Origin of the sequence: Pseudonocardia sp. Ae150A_Ps1 (genome assembly GCF_001932315.1) — a bacterium.
Taxonomy (GTDB): domain Bacteria; phylum Actinomycetota; class Actinomycetes; order Mycobacteriales; family Pseudonocardiaceae; genus Pseudonocardia.
The window spans coordinates 21,814-42,431 of record NZ_MCIJ01000002.1; the positions used below are offsets into that span (position 1 = coordinate 21,814).

Consider the following 20,618-nt stretch of genomic DNA (forward strand, 5'->3'; position numbering starts at 1 on the left):
TTCGTCCTCGCCGCGGCAATCGTGGCCATCACCGTGGCATGGAGCGTGCGCGACACGACCCGCCCAGGACGACCCCCGAGGGCGCTCACCCGCAACGCTCTGCCCGGGATGCGCGGCCGCGCCGCCCACCAGCGTGCCACCGAGCTGCGACCGTCTCTGCTTCACCCACAGGCCACCGACCCGCACGACGCACAGCAACACCGGCCCCGGCAGATGGATGAGCGGGACCTCGGCATGCTCCTCGGCCGTATCCCGAACAGCATCCTGGACGGTGTCGTGGGTGGCGAGCGAGCACGGCGGGTCTACGCCTCCGAGGAAGACGTCATCCTGGTCATCGCCGGACCCCGCTCCAACAAGACATCCGCACTGGTCGTTCCCGCGATCCTGTCCGCGCCCGGGCCGGTGATCGCGACCAGCAACAAAAACGACGTCTACACCCTCACCGCACGCCTGCGCGCCGCCATCGACGGGGCCCGGGTGTGGGTGGCCGATCCACAGCACCTCACCGGCATCGACCAGACCTGGTGGCTCGACCCGTTGGCCCCGGTCCACGACCTCGCGGACGCTTCCACCCTGCTCGCCCACTTCACCGGTCCCACCACCAGCAGCACCGGGAGCGGGGAGTTCTTCGCCCAATCCTCCCGGCGTCTGCTCGCCGCCCTGGTCCTCGCCGCCGCCTACTCGGCGAGAGCTGGGGACCGCATCCCCACCGACCGCGCACCGGCAGGGGCGCCGGTATCGATCCGCGACGTCCGCCGCTGGGCCGCCACCGAAGACCCCACCCCGGTCGCCATCCTGCGCACCCACGGGTTCAGCGAGGTCGCCGACGGACTGCAAGCCCAGTACGAGGCACCCGCCGAGACCCGCGGCGGGATCTTCGCCGGCGCCCTGACCACCCTCGGCGCCCTGGAGAACGAACACGTCACCCGCATCATCACCCCACCCCAGACCTGGCGCACCCCACCCGAGAATCCCGCCGCCGTGGCCGAGCTGGATCCGTGGACCTTCATCGTCGGCCACACCGACCCCGACACCGGCCAGGTCACACCGCCGCGGGACACCCTGTATCTACTCACCCAGGACGGCCCCGGCTCCGGAGCCCCGGTCATCGCCGCCGTCGTCGACCACCTCCTGCGCATCGCCGCCCACACCGCAGCCGCCCAAGGCGGACGCTGCGACCCGCCGCTGCGTGTCATCCTCGACGAGGCCGCGAACGTATGCCCGATCGCGAACCTGCCCGACCTCTACTCCTACTTCGGCTCCATGAGCATCCAGGTCGCCACGTTCCTGCAGTCCTTCCCCCAAGGCACCGACGTCTGGGGCGCGGCGGGGATGAACAAGCTCTGGGGCGCCGCCACCATCACCCTGGTCGGGGCCGGGGTCACCGACCTCGACCTCACCCGCCACCTCTCCGCGTTGCTCGGCGACCTCGAACTCCCGACGGTCTCCCGTACCCATTCCAGCGGCGGTACCTCCACCTCGTACTCCACCAGGGACAAAGCGGCGATGTCGGTCGCCGACATCGCCGCCCTCGACAAGCGCTACGCCATCTGCCTGGCCACCGGGGCACGCCCCACCGTCGTCGAACTCATGCCCTGGTACCGCGAACCAGATGGCACCGGACACACCCACACCGACATCACCACCGCCGCCACCCAGGCAGCTGCCGAGATCCGCCACACCGCGATCACCCACCTCGGCCCCGACAACCCCCTCGCCCACCGCCTCCGACCCCACACCCAACAACACCACGACCAAGACGCGGACGCGAAGTCACCGTGACCAGCAGCAACAGCACCAGCCACACCGGCACCGGAACCGGCGACACCGAAGACCGTCGCGCTGATCATGTGGTGTTGATCGAGACGCTCCGCGACGACCACACCCTGCTCGACCGCCGCGTCGCCGCCCTCACCGACGAACTCGACACCCTCGCCGGAACCTTCGACCGGCTGGAGGCAACCCTGCGCACCGCACGGGACAGCACCCAGGACACCGCCGCGGGCACAGACGGCGACAGCGACGGCGACAGGGACGGCGACGAGGACGGCTGTGACGACAGGGACCGCCGCGCCGCACCGGACATACTGGTCCTGCTCCCGTGGGTCCGGCGCACCATCGCCGAGCGGTGCGAGCGGAAACTGCCCCAGGGGCAGGGGCGGATCCGGTGGTGTCGCTCCTGGTGGCGCCACCGTGAAGCCGTCGCCCGCTTCGGTGCCCTGTACCGAGCCTGGGGCGAGGCCACCGACCCCGAGACCGGCACCGGCACCGCCCTGGTCGCCTACTTCGAGCACCTCGACCATGCCCTCGAGGTCCTGATGAGCGACCACGGGCCCTTCGCCGCCTGCCCAGGCGGACAGCACCGCCCACCCGGCCGGGGCGACCCCACCGTCGGCTACCTCCGCCAAGACCCCCACCCCGACGAACCCGAACCCGAACCCGAACCCGAACCCGGCGAGGCTATGGCCACCGACGACGCAGATGACAAGGGGCAGCAGCGATGACGGCAGCGCCGGACGCCCCGATCAGCGAAGTCCCAGCCCTCGGGCTCGGCCGCGAGCAGTCCCAAACCTGGGTACGGCTCGCGCTGACCATCGCAACCACCCTGCGCCACCACCGCCTCACCCACGGCCGAGCCGCGTTCAGCCACCAACACGCCGCGCTGCGCCGCGGCGCCCAGTACGCGAGCGATCTCGACCCGCGCGTCGCGGCGATGGCCGCCGCCGACGAGACCGCCTTCCGCCACGCCGCAGCAGCCGGCTCCGCCGCCACGGCCGGATTCGAGTTCCTGACCAGCCCGGACCCGCAGTTCGGATGGACCGTCCACACCACCATCGGCCCCATCCCCGCAACCGCGCCCTCCGGCGGCCCGGGCCGCTGGGGCCTGTGGGCCCACGGCCAGAGCGGGGATAACGGGGGGAAAGAGCTGTCGGTGTTCGTCGTCGTCCCCGACCGCGACCTCGCCGCCGCGTTGCGCGACGAGGTCGCCCACGGCCAGCAACGCACCCTGCTCCAACTACGTGACCTCGGCGTCTACGGCTGCCTGCGCGCCGACCACGCCCGCACCCAGCTCCGCACCACCAACACCCAGTTCACCGAGCACGTCCGCCACGCCCTGCACACCGCCTGGCCCGACCACCCCGACCTCACCACCGCAGTCCTCCACAACGCAGACCCGGTCGGCCCGGACCCGGACAGCGCCGCCCCGAACCTCGACGCCCCGGACGGCGGCTCCCTCGAAGGCCTGCACCGCCGCCTCCGGGACTTCGACGAACGCGGCTACCGCCCTACCGACGTCCTGGCCGCGATCGACCCCGACACCCTCGACCGCGAGCGGCCCCGCGCCGCCCTGGCCGCCGCACTCGACACCCTGGCCGCCGACGGCATCACCGCACCTCAGCAGCAGCCACGCCCCCCGACCAGCGGCCACGACCGGGCCGCGCCGCCACAACACGGGACCGACCTTCACGCCGCAGCCCAGCTCCTACGCCGCCACCTCGACCCCGACACCACCACCGCGGTCACCGCGTGCCGGCACTGGCCCAGCCTCGCCCGCCGACTCCACACCTGGCACCACGACGACACCGCCACCAACTACCTGGCCGCTGAACTCGCCCGGGTACCCACCCAACGGGTCCGCGACGCCCGCGCCCCGGCGATCTACCTGCGCTCGGTCCTCGACCGCAGCATCACCTTCTGCAAACGACACGACACCGCGGCCGGAGACGCCGCTGACGCCAGGCAGAACACCGACGCACCGACCAGCACGACCCCGACGGCGACTACCGAGAGCACAGCCACCGAGAGCAGGATGGACGAAAGCACGGTGGACGAGCAGGTGCCGCCGACACCCTTCGACATCGGCCAGCTCGACTCGACCAACGCCCTCGACCGCGAAGCACTCCGCGCGTCCCGTGGCGCCGGCACCACAGCCGACGACGACTACATCGACACCATCCTCTCCTCCGACCACCCCACCGCGATCCAGCCTCCCGACCTCGCCGCCGCTGAGCCCACTCAGGAACAGCACAGGGAACCCGATCCTGACCAGCAAGAACCGGAGAACGACTCTGCCCCGGCCGCGCACCCCGACGACAGGGCCCCAGCCTCCATCACCACACCCCTCGACCGCCCAGCAGAAACAGACACGCCACCGCCCACACCGCCATTCCCGGTCCGCGGCGGCCGAAAACGACAGAACGCCCGCACGCCACGACTCCACCCCTGACTCGGCGAAAACGCGCATACATCACATTTCGAACTAACCTCGCACCGAACCACAGGTTCCGTCATTACGCGTGCGGGACGAGCAGCTGACCTTGCCCGGCTCGACGACTCCGTGCTGCACTACCGATCGTGCACCCGACGACGTACACACAACGAGGGACCACTCACCGCCCGCCGCCCGCGAGATGAGGCCCCCGAAAATCACCGCAGACCGTATTCGGTCGCTAACGACAGCCGCAGCGAACCTCCGACGCTGAACGGTGCCATAATTCTGGACTGATTCCCCTCCCCCCGGGCGGCACCGATACAACGAATACGCCCTCCCCCAACGAAAGAGTGGAAAGAAATCGATGGGTAGAGATGATTCACCCGGGTCTCACGATCCGGCAGGACCGGGCCTACCGGCGCCGAAGCCGGGGATCGTGTCGTTGCAGGCGTTGCGGTGGCACGAGATCGTGGCGGCGGCGGGCCGGTTCATCCGCGCCAACCCGGCAGCCGTGCTGGTCCCGACCCTGCTCTCAGCACTTGCCCTGTTCGGGATCGGCGGGCTGGCCGGCTGGTGGATCCTCGACCTCGACACCATCGCCACAGCAGCGGACCCGGCCGCCGCTGAAGCAGCCGCAGCAGCACCGGTGGCGACCTCACCACGGGACCTGCTGTTCACCCTCGTGCTGACCGCGCTGTTGTTCGTGGTCGCCCCACCCGCGCACGCAGTCGTGCTGTCCACGCTGCGTCCCGCCGTCCTCGGCCGGGACCGGCTCACCCTGTCCCAGGCCTTCACCGCGGCCCGCCCCCACCTGCGGGCCCTCTACGGAGTGTGGGCAGTCGTGGCCGCCCTCAGCCTGATCCCGACCCTCATCGAGACCACCGCCGCGATCCCATCCTGGATATCCCCGGACATCCCCGACACTGTCGGGACCGACACCATCACCGCAGTGGTCGCGATCCTGACCGTGGCCTCCGCCCTCCTGCTGATCTACGTCTCCATCCTGATCGCCCTCGCCCCCGCCGCCGCAGTCATCGAAGGACTCACCGCCGGGGCAGCCCTACGACGGTCCTTGGAGCTGGTCCATCGGTCCTGGTGGCGTTGCTTCGCCGTCCTCGCCGCGATCAGCGTGATCATCCTGATCCCCACCACCCTGATCACCGTCCCCGCCATCATCATCGGGATCGGGATCGGGATGATCGCCCCACCCTGGATCGCGATCCTGACCGCCGCGACCCCGCTGGCCGGGGTGTTCGCCATCAGCTGCAGCTACAGCATCGGCGCCACCGCCCTGCTCTACCACGACCAACGCATCCGACGCGAGAACTACGCCACCGACCTCATCCACGACGCCCGACAGAAACCGTGAACCCGTAACACCTACACCGACATCTGCGCGGACCTCGACCCGAGACCGGGCGATACCCGATGAGAACATCACAGCCCATGACTCCTACCGCCAGCACAACACCAGCAGCGGCACCCCCACCAGCGACAGCGCCGACACCCGAGCCGGCGGCGGGGCGGTCGGCGATCTTCCGGATCGGGATCGCGCTACTCGAGGTCGACCCCGAGGTCCACCGGACCGTCGAGGTCCCCGCCGAGGTCACCCTCGCCGTCCTGCACCAGGTCATCCAGGAAGCAATGGGGTGGGAGAGCTCCCACCTGCACAGGTTCACCATCAACGACACCTGCTACGGCATCCCCGACCCGGACTGGGACCCCGCCTGGGACCTCGGCGACCGCACCCACGACGAGCAGGCCGTCACCCTCGCCCAGCTCTTCCAGGTCGGGCAGGAAGCCGACTACGTCTACGACTTCGGCGACAACTGGCACCACACCCTGAGCGTCACCGCGCTCACCACCGCCGAGCCCGCAGTGCGCTACCCACGCTGTATCGACGGCCGCGGCGCCTGCCCACCCGAAGACGTCGGCGGCACACCCGGCTACGCCGCATTCCTCGACGCACTCGCCGACCCCGACCACCCCGAACACGCCGACCGAGTCCAATGGTGGGGATCAGACCAGTACGACCCCCACCACTTCGACCTCGACGCCACCAACACCGTACTGCACCTGATGCTGTGACACCCGCAGGCCGAACCCGGAGACGGTACCGGCTCCCCTACCCCCTGAGCCCGGGGCTGCGACCGGGAGGCTCGCCCCCACGCCCCCAAGACGCGGACCGCAACGGCGACACCGGCCCCACTGGACGAGACAGATCCTGACGATCCTGCACCAACACCGAGGACCGAGCCACCGACACCGCCGCAGCATCCGCCGAAGCCGGGACAGCAGCCAACACCACGCAACCCCGCCGCGCCGCCGCCGCCTGCGCCGGCCGCTGCTGGGCCTCCCGCAACGCCGCGACCTCCGCGACCACCGCCGCCACAGCCACGATCAACCGGCCCGCATCCGCCTCACCGGAGGCGCCCAGCCCCCGGACCGACGCCAACTCCCACGCCGCCGACCGCAACCCCGCAGCGACCGGAGACCACCGCAACGGCAACACCCGCCCCGGGACCCGAGTCGCCCGATCGAACACATCCCCCGCCGCACCCACCACCCGACCCTCAGGATCCTGGACCGCGGTCACGACACCAACCGCAGCCAGCATGTCCCCCACCGCGTGCGCAACACCATCCCCGGCGCCGTCAGGGAGTTCCCCCGACGACGACCGCGCAGCCGACAACGCCGCGGTCGCCTGCCCCATCGCCGACACCGCACCGGCCACCGCCGCAGCGCGGCGCTCCGACGACACCCGCCCCTCCGACACCCGCACCGGCGACCCCACCGCCGTACGGCCTTCCACCGCTGCCGCCGACTGCCCGTAACCCGACCCCGCTACAGCCGACGCCCACCGCGCTCTCAGATTCGGCAACGACAGATCCGCCGCCAACCGCCGACCCGAGAACCACACCGACCGCCCCTCCACGTTCTTGTCCCCCGGCACCGACACCGCATACCCCACCATCCCACTCGCCCGATCCCCCGCCGCCGCGTAACGAGGCCGCACCGACACCCCCAGCCCCGACAACACCGACACGAACCCCTCCGCATCCCGCGCCTGCACCGCCGCCGCCCGCACCTGACGCCGCAACCACACCCGCGACGGACCTTCCCACCCCAGACGGGTGGCCTTCTCCAACTCCGCCCGCGACGGCCCCGACACCGACGACCGATCCGCCGCCGCCGTCCGCGTCAACTCCAGACGCTCCTCCCACACCTGACATGTCTCACGCGCCCGACGCCGGTCAAACGACGGCGACACCCGCCGCCCCGACACCTGCCCCACCAACACCGCCGCCACATGCACATGATCACCAGCGTGGCGGATCGCGACCCACCGGCATCCGTCCAGATCACCCCGCCGTGCGATCCCCGTCCGATCCATCAAATCCTCGACGACCTCAGACCACTGCTCATCACTGAGCTCCGAGTCCTCCGGAGCGCACCGCAACGAGCAATGCCACACCGGGCCCTGCTTCGGTCGCCTCTCTCCCCCCGCCTGCGGTCTCAACGACACCCCCGCCGCGACCGCAGGATCGCTCAACTCCGCCACCACACCGGAGACATCAAAGCTCCCATCCGCACGCAGTGACGGCTGATGCACCTCCACACAGCCATCCCACGCCGCAACCACCCGCTGATCGACGTGCTCGTTCGCCCGCCCGGGGCCCATCAGGTAGTAGACGAGCCCACTCAGCCGCCACCCCCGACTGATCTTCGCGATCACCGCGCCCCTCCGGACCCCTCCGCGACCGAACCCGGAACCCACTGAGCACGAGACCGCGACCGCACCACCGCACGCTCCACCCCCACCTGCTCATCCACCACCGCGACCGACGCATCAATCCGCTCCACCGCCCTACCGACAAGGTCCAACACCCGCCCCGCCGACACCTCCACCACGCCATCGACGTTCGCCACACGAGCGATGTCATTGAGATTCCCCCCCACATTGCGCAGCACCCGACGGTCTTCCATCAACTCCGCCCGCAACCCCATCAACGCCTGCATCCGCGCACCCGACAACCCCGCCGACCGCACCGACACACCTGACCCAGCCCCGTCAACACCCGCCGCATCAGCCTCCGCCGACCGCACACCCGCCACCCCCAACCACGCCCCCACAGCCATCCCCGACCGCACCGCCGCCGCCTCCACTACAACCCGCTCCTCCGACGACAACCACACCGTCAACGAATGCGGACGCCCCCCCACCGCACGCCCACGACGCATTCCCGCCATCCGCTCACGACCTCCTACCCACTCAAACCCAGCACACCCCCGGGCGAGAGCCCGAGGTGAGTGTCGCACGACCGACGACCCGACGCGTGTTTTCTACTAGAAAACACACAACTTGCTCCGCCGCAGGCGACACCCACCCCGCTCCGCCGCAGGCGTCGCGGTCACCTACCGTCGACCAGACCTACCCGTCAGTAACCGTGTTTAGGTGAAACCCATGCACACGACTTCCCGCACACGACGCGCCGGTGCCGCAGCACTCCTCGCCGCCGCCGCACTCACCACCGCCGGCGCACTCGCCACCAGCACCACCGCCGCCGCGGCCCCCCAGCCCGCCGCCGCCCAGCAGCCCTACTACGAGGTCTGGGAACCCGGACAGCACCAGCCCCCGCACCCCACCGCAGGAGTCCACGTGCCCCGACCCGACACCACCACCACCGACACCGACGGCCCCCACGCCGTCGGCCCCCTCCCCGCCACACCCGCCGCACTCACCACACCGACCGACCCGACTGCCCCGACCACGCCGACCACGCTGCCGATGCCGACCGGCGCCACCACCGCACACCCCCTGCAGCAGGCCCTGATCGGCCACTGGACCCCCACCCACGACACCACCGCAGGACGAGCGTTCGTCGAGTTCACCCCCGACGGACACTGGACCGGCTCCGACGGCTGCAACCACCTGACCGGCACCTGGGGCGTCCACACCGACGGCACATTCACCGCCACCGCCAACCCGACCACCCTCATGACCTGCGAGAACATCCCCATCGCCGACTGGCTCACCCAGACCAGCCACGCCGACATCACCAACAACACCCTCGTCCTGCGCGGCCCCGCCGGCGACGACACCACCACCGCCCTGACCCGCCACCCCTGACACCCCGGCACCGCACCCACGACAACACCCTTCCCCCACGCAGTGCGATACGTCACACTGAAGGTGTTCGGGTCTTCAGGGTCTTCAGCGGTCGCACCCACCCGGCGCGCTGGGGAGCGCACGCCACCCGCGACCGCCCACCAGGGCCGGGCCGCCCACCCCTCCGGCGACGGCCCGGCCCACCCCCTCACCCAGCACCCCCCCGCCGGACGCCCCCGGAGGTCCCCGGAGGTCCTCGGAGGTCCTCGGACTGCGCCGAACCAGGACAGATCAGGACACACCAGACATAACTACAGTGCGTGACACGACCGTGTCCCGTGTCCGATCAAATGCCCCATACGGGTGGTCGAGACTTCGACCGCGGAAACAGTCCGCGCGCGCCGCGCGCGGGCCGGGTGACAGTGTTTGACCTGCAGTTACCCCACCTGAACCCTCTCGTTGCAGCTGGCACGGGCTCCCCTCGTATCCGACGTGCCAGCAACAACCAGGAGGACATACCCCATGTGGAAGAAGACCGGGATCGTCGTCGCCGCCTCGGCCGCATCACTGATGGCGCTCTCGCCGGTGGCCATGGCCCACGGCACCCACAGCGGTGACCACGGTGACGGGATCGACAAGAGCGCCGAGGGCCTGATCGCCGGCCTCAACGGCAACAACGTCAACGTCCCGATCCAGGCCTGCAACAACAACATCCCGCTCAACCTCATCGGGCTGCAGGTCCCCATCGAGGACGCCGCCGCCGCGAACGGCCTCACCGGCGCTCTCGGGATCCTCGGATCCGGCACCGCGAAGTCCGGACACTCGGTCACCGACCAGTCCGACAACTGCGCCCAGACCGGCGCCGCCGGAGACACCGTCAAGGGCCACAAGTAACAACCCCGACCCCACGGCACGCTGGGTAGAGCCTTTACCAACCCGGCGACCACGCGGTCTGCTCGCCTGACCACCAACAGCACACAGACCGCACACAGACAGAGCCCCGCCCCGAGGGACCACGGCACTGACGCACAGGGTGCCCACCCCCCGGAGCGGGGCTCTCCCACATCCCCTGAGGTTCCCCCGCTTTGCCGGAGTGTCTGAACACTGGCTCGATCTTGAGAACCAGGAAGGAAGACACTGAGTGTTTTCCAACCTGCCGTTCGTGCGGGTCACAGCGACGCTCCCGCGGTGTCCCCCCACCGGATGATCGCCCGCATGACCTGCGGTAAGAGCATCCACACGCGCACCTCCGCTGTTAGCGAGCGCCTGTCTCTTGGTGTCGTCAACCAGGACGAAAAACGCTCACTGGTGCCGGCTCCGACCCGAACCGGCGGCTCTACACCCGCCCCATAAAACTGGAAACGATCCAGAAAACCCCCAGGCCCCCGGGGGGCCGGGCACAGCGGATCAGCCCGGACCGAGCCCACCACGACCGGGATCGGTCAACTCCGGATGCGCCCGCAGATACGCATCCCGCACCTGCCCCGACAACCGCCCCCGAGCACCCACCGCATACCCCTGAGCCTGCGCCCACGCCCGCACCACCCCCACCGACGGGACAGACACCGCCGAGGCAGACACCGCCGGGACAGACGGGACGGCCACCGCGACCTCACCACCGGAGTCAGCAGGGCCGGCAGGGCCGGCAGGGTCGGCGAGCGGCCACAACGCCAGAGGGACATCCCCGTCATGGGCGACGCCACGCCGGGCCGGCCCCCGACGACTCCGAGAACCAGCAGCGCCCGACCCAACAGCACCGGCCGGCGCCGCGCCACCCGCGCCTGCCGGGCCACCCGCGCCGGCCGGGCCGGTCGGGCGGTCCGCGGGATCCCCGACGTCACCACGAGCAGCGCGGTCACCACAACCGGAGAGGTCACCACAACCGGCGCGGAAGCCGAGGGAACTGAGGGAAGCGAGCAGCGTGTCGGTGACCACCCGAGCGACATCAGTGTGAGCGTGATGATCCAGAAACGCCGCCACCACCCCCAGAGCCGACAGCGCATCCGCTTCCCGCTGCCCCCACACCGGATGCGGCTCCACCCCCCGCGCCGCCCGCCGAGCCGACCGCACCGCATCCCCGACCCGACGAACCCGCACGATCTCACCCACCGCAGCCCCAGCCGACGCAGCCCCAGCCGCCGCGGCAGCAGCAGCGTCGGCGTCGTCGGCGTCGGCGTCGGTGTCGTCGTCGTCGTCGTCGGGGATAGTCATCCGCCCCTACTCACCGGCCGGGCACCGACCCGGCCGACGCAGCGAGATAAGCCGCCCGGACCTGCGCTGGGAGCCGGCCACGCTCCCCGACCACATAACCGTTCACGCGAGCCCACTCCCGCACCACCCGCGCATCCACCCCACCACCAGCCGGACCAGTGGCAGCCGGACCAGTGGCAGCCGGACCACCAGCAGGCTGAGGTGAGGCATGATCCGGGCCGGCACCACCCGCAACGCCGCCGTGCCGCCCTGACTCAGGGACGAGAGCAGAGGCAGGGGGAGCAGAGGCAGCGGCACCCGCCGATACCGCAGGCGGGGCCGCTGCAGGCGGGGCCGCCGTAGCGGCGACAGCGGCGGCGTCCATGATCGGGCGCAAGATCTTCGCCACCGCATACGCAGCAACATCACACGCCTTCATCTTCGCCCCCTCCGTCGCCGTACACGTGACCACCTCACCCGCAGCATCCCCGACCAACAGCCGCGCCGACACCGTCGCCGCGAACCCCTGCGGATGCCCCGACTTCCCCACCCCCGCCGGGACCGCACCGATCTCCAGATCCGTGATCCGCTCCACCTGCCGCCAATGATGCAACAACGCCCGCGGAGACGTGTACTTCCCCAACACCGGATCCTGCCCCGGCTTCACCCCACCCGGCACCACCCCAGCCTTCCCACCAGCACCCTTTCCCCCGGCGCCCTTTCCCCCGCTGCCCTTCGGGCCGGTCGGCTTCCTCTGCCCCGGACCTGTCGAACCACCGCCCACACCGCTACCCTCACCCCGAGCAGACCCCGCCCCAGACACCACACCAGCCGTAACACCGGCAGTGACGTCGGCAGAGTGTCCCGCGCCCTGGCCCACCTGCGACGCCGCCGCGGCCTGCACCGCGCTGGCGCCAGCACGTCCCGCCCCAGCCGCCGGAGGCGGGACGCTGCCCGGAGCCGCGAACACCGGCGTCACCGCCGCCCGCGACGCCGCAGACCCCACAGACTCCGCAGTAGATTCTGCGGAGTCAGGTACCACCGCGACCCCCGCGGCCTTCAACCACGTCCGCAACGCCGCCGACGGCACCTGCAGAACATCCGCCGCCGCCTTCGCCGACATCCCCCGCCGGATCATCGTCTCCGCCCGCTCCAAAATCCGAGCACGATCCCGCTCCGCATCCGCCGGCGTCCCCAACCGCCCAGCATGCTCCTTCTCCCCGAGCTTCAGATCCTCCGCCGCGGACAACACACACGCCAACGAGCAGTACATCCCCAACCGCAGATGCCGCCCCCCACCACCCGGGGAACGCTCCAACAAATACCAACCGGTCGGGACGCTGATCCCCGCCGCCGTCAACTTGCACGAACGACAAAAATACGACCGCTCCACACCACCAGCCGGCGACGGACCCCACGGCCCCCGCCCCGACCCAGACCCCGCCCACCGATCCGGCACACGCCGCGCCGACGACTGCCGCGACGGCTGCCGATCCGACGAACCCGACCCCGACGCCCTGGAACGCTCATACCCCACCGCAACCCCACCCATCAGAAATATCCACAGACCGAATTTCGCCCACGGTAACCGGACACGGCACAACACCGCCGGGACCCGGCCCCGACCATCCGCACCCCGGGCCACATCCCCGGCCGGTCCCAAGCCGGTCCCGTTGCTGGCAGGGCCCCGGCAAAGTCGCGATCGGCAGCAGCGGACGGCGCAGACTGACCGCCGCGCCACACCTACCTGGGGCCAGCTATATCACCACTCTGCGCCGACGCGCCGCGGCTCGCTACAGGATCATCTAGTGCGTTGACCACGAACGTTCACCGGTTTGGCGACACGCCGGGTGATGTCCCGGTCGAGCAGGTCGGGAACTCCCACTCTCGGCGCTGAGGTTGCGTCGGCGGCGGGAGTGGGGGCTTCGGAATGGCTGGACCGGTCAGGGCACGACGGCTGACCGAGGAGGAGGGGCGGCGGCTGACCCTGATCGTGCGCCGCGGGCGGGGGAACCCGATCCGAGTCCGTCGGGCGTCGATCATCATGGCGTCGTCGTCGGGAACCCCGGTGCCGGCGATCGCCCGCCTGGTCGCCGCCGACGAGGACACCGTGCGCGATGTGATCCACGCGTTCAACGAGCGGGGGCTGGCCGCGCTGGACCCTCAGTGGGCGGGAGGTCGTCCCCGCCTGATCAGTGCCTGATCAGTGACGCCGACATCGCGTTCATCGTCACGACGGCCACCACCCGCCCGGACAAGCTGGACCTGCCGTTCACCCGGTGGAGCATCCGCAAACTCGCCGCTCACCTGGGCCGCTGCCACGAGCACAGGATTGTGATCAGCCGTGAGCGGCTGCGGGTCATCCTGCGCGAGGCCGGGGTCTCGTTTCAACGGACGCGAACCTGGAAGGAGTCCACCGACCCGGACAAGGACGCCAAGCTCGACCGGATCGAGGAGGTGATCAGTCGATTCCCGGGCCGCTGCTTCGCCTTCGACCAGTTCGGGCCGCTGTCGATCCGCCCCTGCCACGGGGTTACCTGGGCACCGGAGACCAAACCGACCCGCCTGCCCGCGACCTACACCCGCACACACGGGATCCGCTACTTCCACGGCTGCTACAGCCTGGGCGACGACCAGCTCTGGGGCGTGACCCGACGCCGCAAAGGCGGCGACCACACCCTCGCCGCACTCCAGTCGATCCGCGCGGCCCGTCCCGACGGCGCACCGGTCTACGTCATCCTGGACAACCTCTCGGCGAACAAGACACCGAAGATCCGGGCGTGGGCGGCCTGGCACAAGGTCGAGTTGTGCTTCACCCCGACCTCCGCCTCATGGGCGAACCCGATCGAGGCCCAGTTCGGGCCGCTGCGCACCTTCACGATGAGCGCGTCGAACCACCCGAACCACACCGTCCTGGCCCGGCGGCTGCAGGACTACCTGCGCTGGCGCAACGCCAACGCCCGCCACCCCGACGTCCTCGCCGCCCAACGACGAGAACGCGCCCGCGTCCGCAGCGAACGCCAGCAGCGCTGGGGCCGCCCCAGCACCGCTGCATGACCAAACCGGTGAACGTTCGTGGTCAACGCACTAGCGACTCTGTCGGGGACCTGCGTTTCCTTCGCCCGGTGCGGGTCAAGACCGCCGGTCTCGGCCGGCCCCCGCGGCGGGCGCCGGCAGCACTCTCGGGCGTCCAGCACGTGTCGTGCGACCCCGCGCCGTCCAGGCGGCAGCGATGCTGCCCGCCCCGGCCGCGGTAGGTAGAGAAGTGGGTATAGAAAAGGAGCTGGTCCCGGCACCTGCAGAGCGATCATGAAGGGGGCTGCAGGTGCCGGGACCGCCATCACCACGGGGAAGGAAGCCCCGTGGGAGTTCCAGGCGCGGCGGAGCCCGCCGCGCCGACCAGCCCTAGACCCAGGCTGTGAGGTCCATAAAGCCTGTGAGGCCTGTGAGGGTGGTCAGTCGTTCCAGACCGGGGGGCAGCTGATCCCCGCATAAGAGCTCGGCTGCCCGGGGAGCTTGGACTCCTTGGTGTGGTTGACACACCAGTCCTTGACCCAGTTCCAGTCCTTGTTGACCCGCCAGGGCTCATCAGCCATGTCATCGCCGGACTTGCCCTGACCACCGGCCGCGCTCCAACCCCGGTTGTCCACCGGCGCCGTCGGCACCACTCCCTGACCGGGAGCCTGACCGGTGGTGTCAGCAGCCAGCGCTGTCCCGGCGAGACCGAGCATCGGCGCCGCAGCCAGCGCAGCAACCGCGAGACCACCACCGAAACGACGAGAGACCGTCATCACACACGTCATCCTTCCTCGAACACCGCGCACCACACAAGTTACTGCGCGTAAATCACGGTCACTCTAACGTGGCCATACTTGGAGGTCGGGACGCCCACTCAGCGACACGCTCCACCGACCGACACCACAGCCCGTCCCCCGACCACTCGCTGCTTGATCTCCTCCCGGGATCTGCTTCGGCACGACCAGCCCCCCTTCCAGACTCACAAGGAAACGGCCTCACACCGTGGACGCAACCTGGACGCTCCTGTTGACCCGTCCCCCAGGAAGTGGTAATCAGCTCATCACGGGACGCCCGGTGGGCACTCGATGGTGGCGCTCGGTGGGCGCGCAGGCCTGCTGAACTCCCCCGGGCGTGTCTCCTGACGGGTTGTTCATCTCCTTCAAGGGGCGTCGATGTCGCCGCACAGCCAGTACGACTCCATCGGAGCCGCCTACGACGCGGTGAAAGAGCTCCCCGCCGCCCGCTACGGGGAAATACCCGCTGTCCGGGCACTCCTCGGAGACCTCACCGGGCAGAAAGTCCTGGACCTCGGCTGCGGGACCGGCCATTACGCACGCCTATGCCGCGACCACGGAGCCCGACACATCGACGGTGTCGACAACTCCACCACGATGATCACCGAGGCCCGACGCCGGGAACAGCCCTCGGGGCTCTCGGGTCCCTCCCAGGCCTCTCCCGCCTCGATCACCTACCACGTCCACGACGCCGCCGAACTCCCCCACCTCGACACCTACGACGTGGTCCTGGCCGTCTACCTGTTCAACTACGCCCCCGACCGGGCAACGCTGGAGGCCATGCTCACCTCCATCCGAGCGAACTGCCGACCCGGCACCCGCCTCGTCGCGCTGCTCACCGACCCCAGCTCCCCACTGTCACGACCAGGCCTACGCCACTACGGCATCGAATTCGACATCACATCCGATGCCGACCCCGATGCCGACTCCGATGACGCGCAGGACTCGACCGCCACGACAGAAATTGTCTTCACAGCGCACTGCGACCCCCCGGTGTCGTTCCGGCTCCACGCACCGCACCCACACCTCATCGACGAATGCCTCCGCACGGCAGGGTTCAGTGAGATCGGGTGGGGCCGATGCCCGGTCTCCCCGCAAGGCCGGGACCTGTTCGGCGACGCCTACTGGGCCGAGTACCAGCACTCACCACCCTGGATCACCGTCACCGCGCTCGCCGGTGCCTGACCAGCCACGATCGACGCACCGGCCGGCGAGGACAGCGACACCCTCACCCAACCCCAACGCCTCGATCAACATCGAGGCATCAGCCCCGTCCACCGCCCGCGCCAGCACGACCCGCGCCGCCGCGGCAGCGACCTGCGGGTCATGACCTGCCTCGGTGCGATACCCCAACGGCACCATCCGGTCGGCCATACTCACCGCCCACCACCCCGAACTCCACCAGCAGCACCAGACGCGGACCCAGACGCGGTCCGGGCGGTGGCGCCACCGCGGGTGACCACATGCCGGATCCGCAACCCCACCAGCAACTTCGGATTCCACGCCCCCCGCACCAGCAACTGATGCTGCGACAACCACGCCACCGCCACCGGGAGCCGACCCTTCAGCCGTTCCCGATCCGCCTTCCCCAACCCGTTCGGGCCCGCTTTCCCCTTCTCCAGCAACGCCCCCACCACCGGGCCCAACGCCCGACGCACCTCCAACGACGGTGCTCGCCGCGCCATCACCGCCCCGATCCGCTGCTGCAACACCGCCTTATCCAGCGGATGCACCATCGTCAACGGTGTCACCTTCACCGGCCCCGACGACCCCACCAGCAGCCAGCCACCCTTCACCGCCTTCGACGCGTTCGGATCCGGCTTGGGCTTCGGAGGCGGCGGCGGCTGACGCTTCCGCTTCGGTGTCGGGCGACCCTTCGGCGGAACCTCCCCCACCAACCCCCCCACCGGGGCCAGGCCCAGCACACACACCGGGCCCGGGAACTCCTGCTGCGCCACCCCCTGCAGATACCCATCCCAGGACCGGCACTTCGTGAACGACGACAACTCCAGCCCCGCCGCCGCAGCGACCTGCGGCACCATCGACACCTCCGGCACCCGATGACACTGCCGCACCCGCAACAACAACCGCGCCGCCCCACCAGGCACCATCGCCATCACCACATCACCCACAGCCAGCTCATGATCAGCACCAGCCACGGTCGCGGTCTTCCGCCCATCGACCAGACGTGTCATCGACCCCCGACCGAAAATCAACACCGGCGCCGAGTCATCGCCACCCGCGCCAACAACACCAGAGTCAGCGGCAGAGTCAGCGGTCATCAGGATGTCCCCCCAGCCCGTCATCTCACCCGTGAACGACACCGATAATCGCATCCTGACGCTGCCAACACCCACACCAGAGCACCCACGACCCTCACCGACCCCGCCCCGGTCGGCGACACACCGACCCGGAGCTCGTCGTGATCGCAGCCCGCCCCCCGGGCGGGCGAGGACCGGAAGTGGCGCGGCGGCACCCGGACCCCTGACACGTCCTCACCGACCCACCGCCACCCGCGGCTCCCGCGACTCCCGCGACTCCCGCAGCCGCGACAAGAAGCGAGCACACCGTCGAGCACACCGTGGACGCTTCAACGAGAACCGAGCACGACCCCATCGTCACCCGACCAGGTGGCTGCTGTCACGACACACGACCACCTTCCGGTCACGCACAGTCCGTGATCTACTTCCATTCCGTGACGATCACACTCCCTGAACACGACCAGAGCTCCCCCCGACGCCCCCTGGTTCGACGCATCGTGACCGGGCTGGCCACCGCCGGCGCGCTGGCCGCAGCACTGCTCCTCACCCCCGTCGCACCCGCTGCCCACGCCGACACCCCACCGCCAGGACAGCCCTACGGCAACAGCGGATCCAGCCAGTCCACCGTGCGCCCCGGCGGGAACCCCGAATGCCGCCAAGGCGACCCACTGTGGTGCGAGATCGACGGCGGATTCATCACCATCCGCTTCTACGAACCCGGCACCTACGAGTTCGAGTTCACCATGAGCGACGCCGACGGCCGCGGCACCTACACCACCCGCCACACCGTCAGCAACAACGGCCACAGCGGCCCCGTCACCATCCAGGTCGTCAGCCCCTACTTCCGCGAAATGGGCTTCAAGATCGACAAATTCAGCTACCGCTGGTGACGGCCCTCCCACGACGACAGCTCGACCTGACCTGAGCTTGATCTTTAACCTGTGCACTGATCCTTTTCCAACCTGACGTTGGCCCTGGTCGGAAGCTTGAGACGCGACGTCGGAGGCTGGCGGAGTCACCGGCGTGACCTGCATCGACAGGGAACGGGCGGGCCATCGGGCGGCCTTGGAGGACGTCCACCCACCCCGTCCCAGCCAGGTTGAAAAAGGCTCACTGAGGCTTTTCCAACCTGGCCGCGGAGCGTCTGCAGAGCAGCACCGAAGCCGCTCCGGCAGCACGACGGATAACCGCTGATGCAGGTCAGCCCTCTACCGGCCGTCCCGGTGCGACGGCCCCGGAACGGCCTGACCTGGTCAAACGGCAGGTTGGAAAAGCCTCGCTCAAGATCGAGCTGCTCTACTGGCCCGGCACCACGTTCGCGACCCGCCGCGCCGCCGAGCACGCCCTGATCCGCTACCTCGACGGCTGGTACAACCCGCGCCGCATCCAGGCCCGCCTCGGCGGGCTCTCACCCGACGAGTACGAAGACAACTATCGTCGCGCCCAGCGCGACGCCGACAGATAACCCGCACTCCGGCGAACCGGGGGAAGCTCAGCTTCACTCGGGCGACCTGCGGAAGTTCCGCCAGCCTTCGTGTTCCGACCACGCGGGAGCTACTTCGGCGAGGACTTTCCCAACACGCACTAAAGGATATATGAATGTCAAACGTTTCCTTCTCGAAGGGCAAATTGACCCGTCGGCAGCTGGGGGCGTATTTTGGTGCAGGGGCCATGGCGCTCAGCGCGGGCGCGCTCCACGAAAAGCAGCCGTTGATGGAATTCATGGACGGGCATGTACGGGGCCTGCGATTGATTGTCCCAAACTCACCGGGCAGTGGATACCACATCAATGCCCAGGCCATGGCCGAAGCGCTCGAGAATGCCGATCTGGCTCACGATGTTGAAATTTTCAATGTTATCGGCTCCAGCGGCGTCGAAGGCCTCTATCGCCTCCTCGGTGATACCGGTAATTCTCGACTGCTGATGTCCATGGGGCTAGGCCTCATAGGAGGAGTGATTGCGAATAACGCTGACTCGTCACTGAGTGAGGCCGTTCCTATTGCTCGCCTCACGACAGAGCCTGAGTTGATCCTGGTGTCCGCCAATTCTCCGTACTACAACTTCAGCGATCTATTAAAAGATTGGAAGGACAATCCTTCTGCTGTTGCAGTGGGGGGCGGCTCCTCTCCGGGGGGGCCTGATCACCTGACGCCGATGCTGACCGCTGAATACATCAACCTGAAGCCAAAGCTAGTTCGCTACGTCGCCCACGACGGTAGAGGGCCCCTCCTGAGCGCGCTCCTCGATGGCAAGGTCTCGTTCGCGGCCGCAGGAGCTGGCGAGTTCGCCTACCAGCTCCGCACGGGGGAGCTCCGGGCCCTGGCGGTCATGGCCGACAGCCGCGTGAAGGGATTGGATGTACCCACTGGGCGAGAGTTCGGAGTTAATGTTGAAGTATTAAATTGGCGTGGCGTGCTCGGATCTCCTGGCGTAAGCCTGACAGAGCGATCTGGGCTGGAGCAACTCATATGGCGACTTGCAACCTCTGCTGAATGGAAGACTTATCTCGCCAGTAACAATTGGCAAGATGGGTACCTGTCTCCCTCCCAGTTCCACTCATTTTTGAATGTCGAGCGCTTGCGTGTTCGTCAAGCACTCGGCGAGATTGGAATATTATAACTATAAATTTTACAAACAAGGATGGAGTCTTTTCTGTCGTGTTTGTGCTGCATCTCGTGACGGCGAGTTGCACAACGACCCGAACACCTGCTGCGTGAGCTTCATCGACAGATTCACGGATCTCCGACAACGAGAACTGCGGCTCGTACACAGCCTTTTCCATCGTGAGTTCGCTGACCAGCGAACTCACGATGGAAAAGGCTCAGCGTGGACCACAGGTTCTCGGCGAGGGGTCAGCTCGACGCGTGAATGGACCGGGCCGGCCGCGCACAGGACGGCGTCACAGAGCTCGAACAGCGCATCCGCCCGCGCGGTCAACGAGTCGTAGAACTCCTGCCGGAACCCGGCGAGATCGCCCCGCCGAGCCGGAGTGTCGCCGAGCACCACCGGCCCGGCCACGGCACCGCCCCAAG

17 protein-coding genes are annotated in these 20,618 nt (G+C 69.0%); 13 read left to right on the top strand and 4 right to left on the bottom strand.

What is annotated here, in order from left to right:
* Positions 1 to 213 precede the first annotated feature (213 nt).
* From Ae150APs1_RS34460 to Ae150APs1_RS29015, 5 genes are all read left to right on the top strand, one after another.
* Complete coding sequence (locus tag Ae150APs1_RS34460) at positions 214 to 1,782, top strand: type IV secretory system conjugative DNA transfer family protein (RefSeq protein WP_170918210.1); 1,569 nt, start codon at positions 214 to 216, stop codon at positions 1,780 to 1,782.
* A gap of 74 nt (positions 1,783 to 1,856) precedes the next feature.
* Entirely contained in the window at positions 1,857 to 2,504 is a 648-nt protein-coding gene (locus Ae150APs1_RS29000; protein WP_139317642.1) for a DUF4913 domain-containing protein, read from the top strand.
* Positions 2,501 to 4,228 carry a hypothetical protein gene (locus Ae150APs1_RS29005; protein WP_075302821.1) on the top strand — a complete coding sequence of 576 codons (1,728 nt, stop codon included), beginning with the start codon at positions 2,501 to 2,503 and terminating at the stop codon, positions 4,226 to 4,228. Before Ae150APs1_RS29000 ends, Ae150APs1_RS29005 begins: the two co-directional genes overlap by 4 nt.
* 427 nt (positions 4,229 to 4,655) lie before the next feature.
* On the top strand, positions 4,656 to 5,582 hold the full coding sequence (locus Ae150APs1_RS29010) for a hypothetical protein (protein WP_139317238.1): 927 nt from the start codon (positions 4,656 to 4,658) through the stop codon (positions 5,580 to 5,582).
* Between the two features lie 77 nt (positions 5,583 to 5,659).
* Complete coding sequence (locus Ae150APs1_RS29015; protein WP_075302825.1) at positions 5,660 to 6,301, top strand: plasmid pRiA4b ORF-3 family protein; 642 nt, start codon at positions 5,660 to 5,662, stop codon at positions 6,299 to 6,301.
* 37 nt (positions 6,302 to 6,338) lie between these two features.
* Here Ae150APs1_RS29015 and Ae150APs1_RS29020 read toward each other — a convergent pair whose 3' ends face one another.
* Both Ae150APs1_RS29020 and Ae150APs1_RS29025 read right to left on the bottom strand, forming a co-directional pair.
* Entirely contained in the window at positions 6,339 to 7,949 is a 1,611-nt protein-coding gene (locus Ae150APs1_RS29020; RefSeq protein WP_075302827.1) for a hypothetical protein, read from the bottom strand.
* Positions 7,946 to 8,233 carry a hypothetical protein gene (locus tag Ae150APs1_RS29025; protein ID WP_139317239.1) on the bottom strand — a complete coding sequence of 96 codons (288 nt, stop codon included), beginning with the start codon at positions 8,231 to 8,233 and terminating at the stop codon, positions 7,946 to 7,948. The genes Ae150APs1_RS29020 and Ae150APs1_RS29025 overlap by 4 nt, the downstream gene beginning before the upstream one ends.
* A 445-nt stretch (positions 8,234 to 8,678) precedes the next feature.
* Here Ae150APs1_RS29025 and Ae150APs1_RS29030 point away from each other — a divergent pair, with 445 nt between their 5' ends.
* The 4 genes from Ae150APs1_RS29030 (at position 8,679) to Ae150APs1_RS29050 (ending at position 14,570) form a co-directional block, all read left to right on the top strand.
* Positions 8,679 to 9,344 (top strand): META domain-containing protein, encoded by a 666-nt coding sequence (locus Ae150APs1_RS29030; RefSeq protein ID WP_075302831.1) that lies wholly within the window; start codon positions 8,679 to 8,681, stop codon positions 9,342 to 9,344.
* Between the two features lie 501 nt (positions 9,345 to 9,845).
* Complete coding sequence (locus tag Ae150APs1_RS29035; protein WP_075302833.1) at positions 9,846 to 10,217, top strand: hypothetical protein; 372 nt, start codon at positions 9,846 to 9,848, stop codon at positions 10,215 to 10,217.
* A gap of 3,226 nt (positions 10,218 to 13,443) precedes the next feature.
* Positions 13,444 to 13,716, top strand: coding sequence for a helix-turn-helix domain-containing protein (locus tag Ae150APs1_RS34080; protein ID WP_212611811.1), 273 nt, complete (start codon positions 13,444 to 13,446; stop codon positions 13,714 to 13,716).
* A complete protein-coding gene (locus tag Ae150APs1_RS29050) occupies positions 13,680 to 14,570 on the top strand; it encodes an IS630 family transposase (protein ID WP_249266612.1) in 891 nt (296 codons plus the stop codon). The genes Ae150APs1_RS34080 and Ae150APs1_RS29050 overlap by 37 nt, the downstream gene beginning before the upstream one ends.
* Positions 14,571 to 14,968: 398 nt before the next feature.
* Here Ae150APs1_RS29050 and Ae150APs1_RS31630 read toward each other — a convergent pair whose 3' ends face one another.
* Positions 14,969 to 15,304 carry a hypothetical protein gene (locus tag Ae150APs1_RS31630; RefSeq protein ID WP_139317241.1) on the bottom strand — a complete coding sequence of 112 codons (336 nt, stop codon included), beginning with the start codon at positions 15,302 to 15,304 and terminating at the stop codon, positions 14,969 to 14,971.
* Between the two features lie 399 nt (positions 15,305 to 15,703).
* On the opposite strand from Ae150APs1_RS31630, the gene Ae150APs1_RS29055 reads away from it, so the two are divergent.
* A complete protein-coding gene (locus Ae150APs1_RS29055) occupies positions 15,704 to 16,510 on the top strand; it encodes a class I SAM-dependent methyltransferase (RefSeq protein ID WP_075302839.1) in 807 nt (268 codons plus the stop codon).
* A 191-nt stretch (positions 16,511 to 16,701) separates the two neighbouring features.
* On the opposite strand, the gene Ae150APs1_RS34465 is transcribed toward Ae150APs1_RS29055, so the two are convergent.
* The gene (locus Ae150APs1_RS34465; protein WP_075302841.1) at positions 16,702 to 17,649 is read right to left on the bottom strand and encodes a hypothetical protein; all 948 of its coding nucleotides are present in this window, start codon (positions 17,647 to 17,649) and stop codon (positions 16,702 to 16,704) included.
* Between the two features lie 353 nt (positions 17,650 to 18,002).
* Here Ae150APs1_RS34465 and Ae150APs1_RS29065 point away from each other — a divergent pair, with 353 nt between their 5' ends.
* The 3 genes from Ae150APs1_RS29065 to Ae150APs1_RS29075 all read left to right on the top strand — a co-directional run bounded on the left by Ae150APs1_RS29065 (position 18,003) and on the right by Ae150APs1_RS29075 (position 20,205).
* Complete coding sequence (locus tag Ae150APs1_RS29065; protein WP_139317242.1) at positions 18,003 to 18,476, top strand: hypothetical protein; 474 nt, start codon at positions 18,003 to 18,005, stop codon at positions 18,474 to 18,476.
* A gap of 395 nt (positions 18,477 to 18,871) precedes the next feature.
* Positions 18,872 to 19,051 (top strand): IS3 family transposase, encoded by a 180-nt coding sequence (locus Ae150APs1_RS34090; RefSeq protein ID WP_256385617.1) that lies wholly within the window; start codon positions 18,872 to 18,874, stop codon positions 19,049 to 19,051.
* A gap of 134 nt (positions 19,052 to 19,185) precedes the next feature.
* Entirely contained in the window at positions 19,186 to 20,205 is a 1,020-nt protein-coding gene (locus tag Ae150APs1_RS29075) for a tripartite tricarboxylate transporter substrate-binding protein (protein ID WP_083680583.1), read from the top strand.
* Positions 20,206 to 20,618: the final 413 nt, after the last annotated feature.

Excerpts from the sequence above, each read along its gene's own strand:
- Ae150APs1_RS34460 (WP_170918210.1), top strand. The coding sequence starts at position 214 with ATGGATGAGCGGGACCTCGGCATGCTCCTCGGCCGTATCCCGAACAGC.
- Ae150APs1_RS31630 (WP_139317241.1), bottom strand. The coding sequence starts at position 15,304 with ATGACGGTCTCTCGTCGTTTCGGTGGTGGTCTCGCGGTTGCTGCGCTG.
- Ae150APs1_RS29005 (WP_075302821.1), top strand. The coding sequence starts at position 2,501 with ATGACGGCAGCGCCGGACGCCCCGATCAGCGAAGTCCCAGCCCTCGGG.
- Ae150APs1_RS29035 (WP_075302833.1), top strand. The coding sequence starts at position 9,846 with ATGTGGAAGAAGACCGGGATCGTCGTCGCCGCCTCGGCCGCATCACTG.
- Ae150APs1_RS29015 (WP_075302825.1), top strand. The coding sequence starts at position 5,660 with ATGACTCCTACCGCCAGCACAACACCAGCAGCGGCACCCCCACCAGCG.
- Ae150APs1_RS29075 (WP_083680583.1), top strand. The coding sequence starts at position 19,186 with ATGTCAAACGTTTCCTTCTCGAAGGGCAAATTGACCCGTCGGCAGCTG.
- Ae150APs1_RS29030 (WP_075302831.1), top strand. The coding sequence starts at position 8,679 with ATGCACACGACTTCCCGCACACGACGCGCCGGTGCCGCAGCACTCCTC.
- Ae150APs1_RS29055 (WP_075302839.1), top strand. The coding sequence starts at position 15,704 with ATGTCGCCGCACAGCCAGTACGACTCCATCGGAGCCGCCTACGACGCG.
- Ae150APs1_RS34080 (WP_212611811.1), top strand. The coding sequence starts at position 13,444 with ATGGCTGGACCGGTCAGGGCACGACGGCTGACCGAGGAGGAGGGGCGG.
- Ae150APs1_RS29025 (WP_139317239.1), bottom strand. The coding sequence starts at position 8,233 with ATGCAGGCGTTGATGGGGTTGCGGGCGGAGTTGATGGAAGACCGTCGG.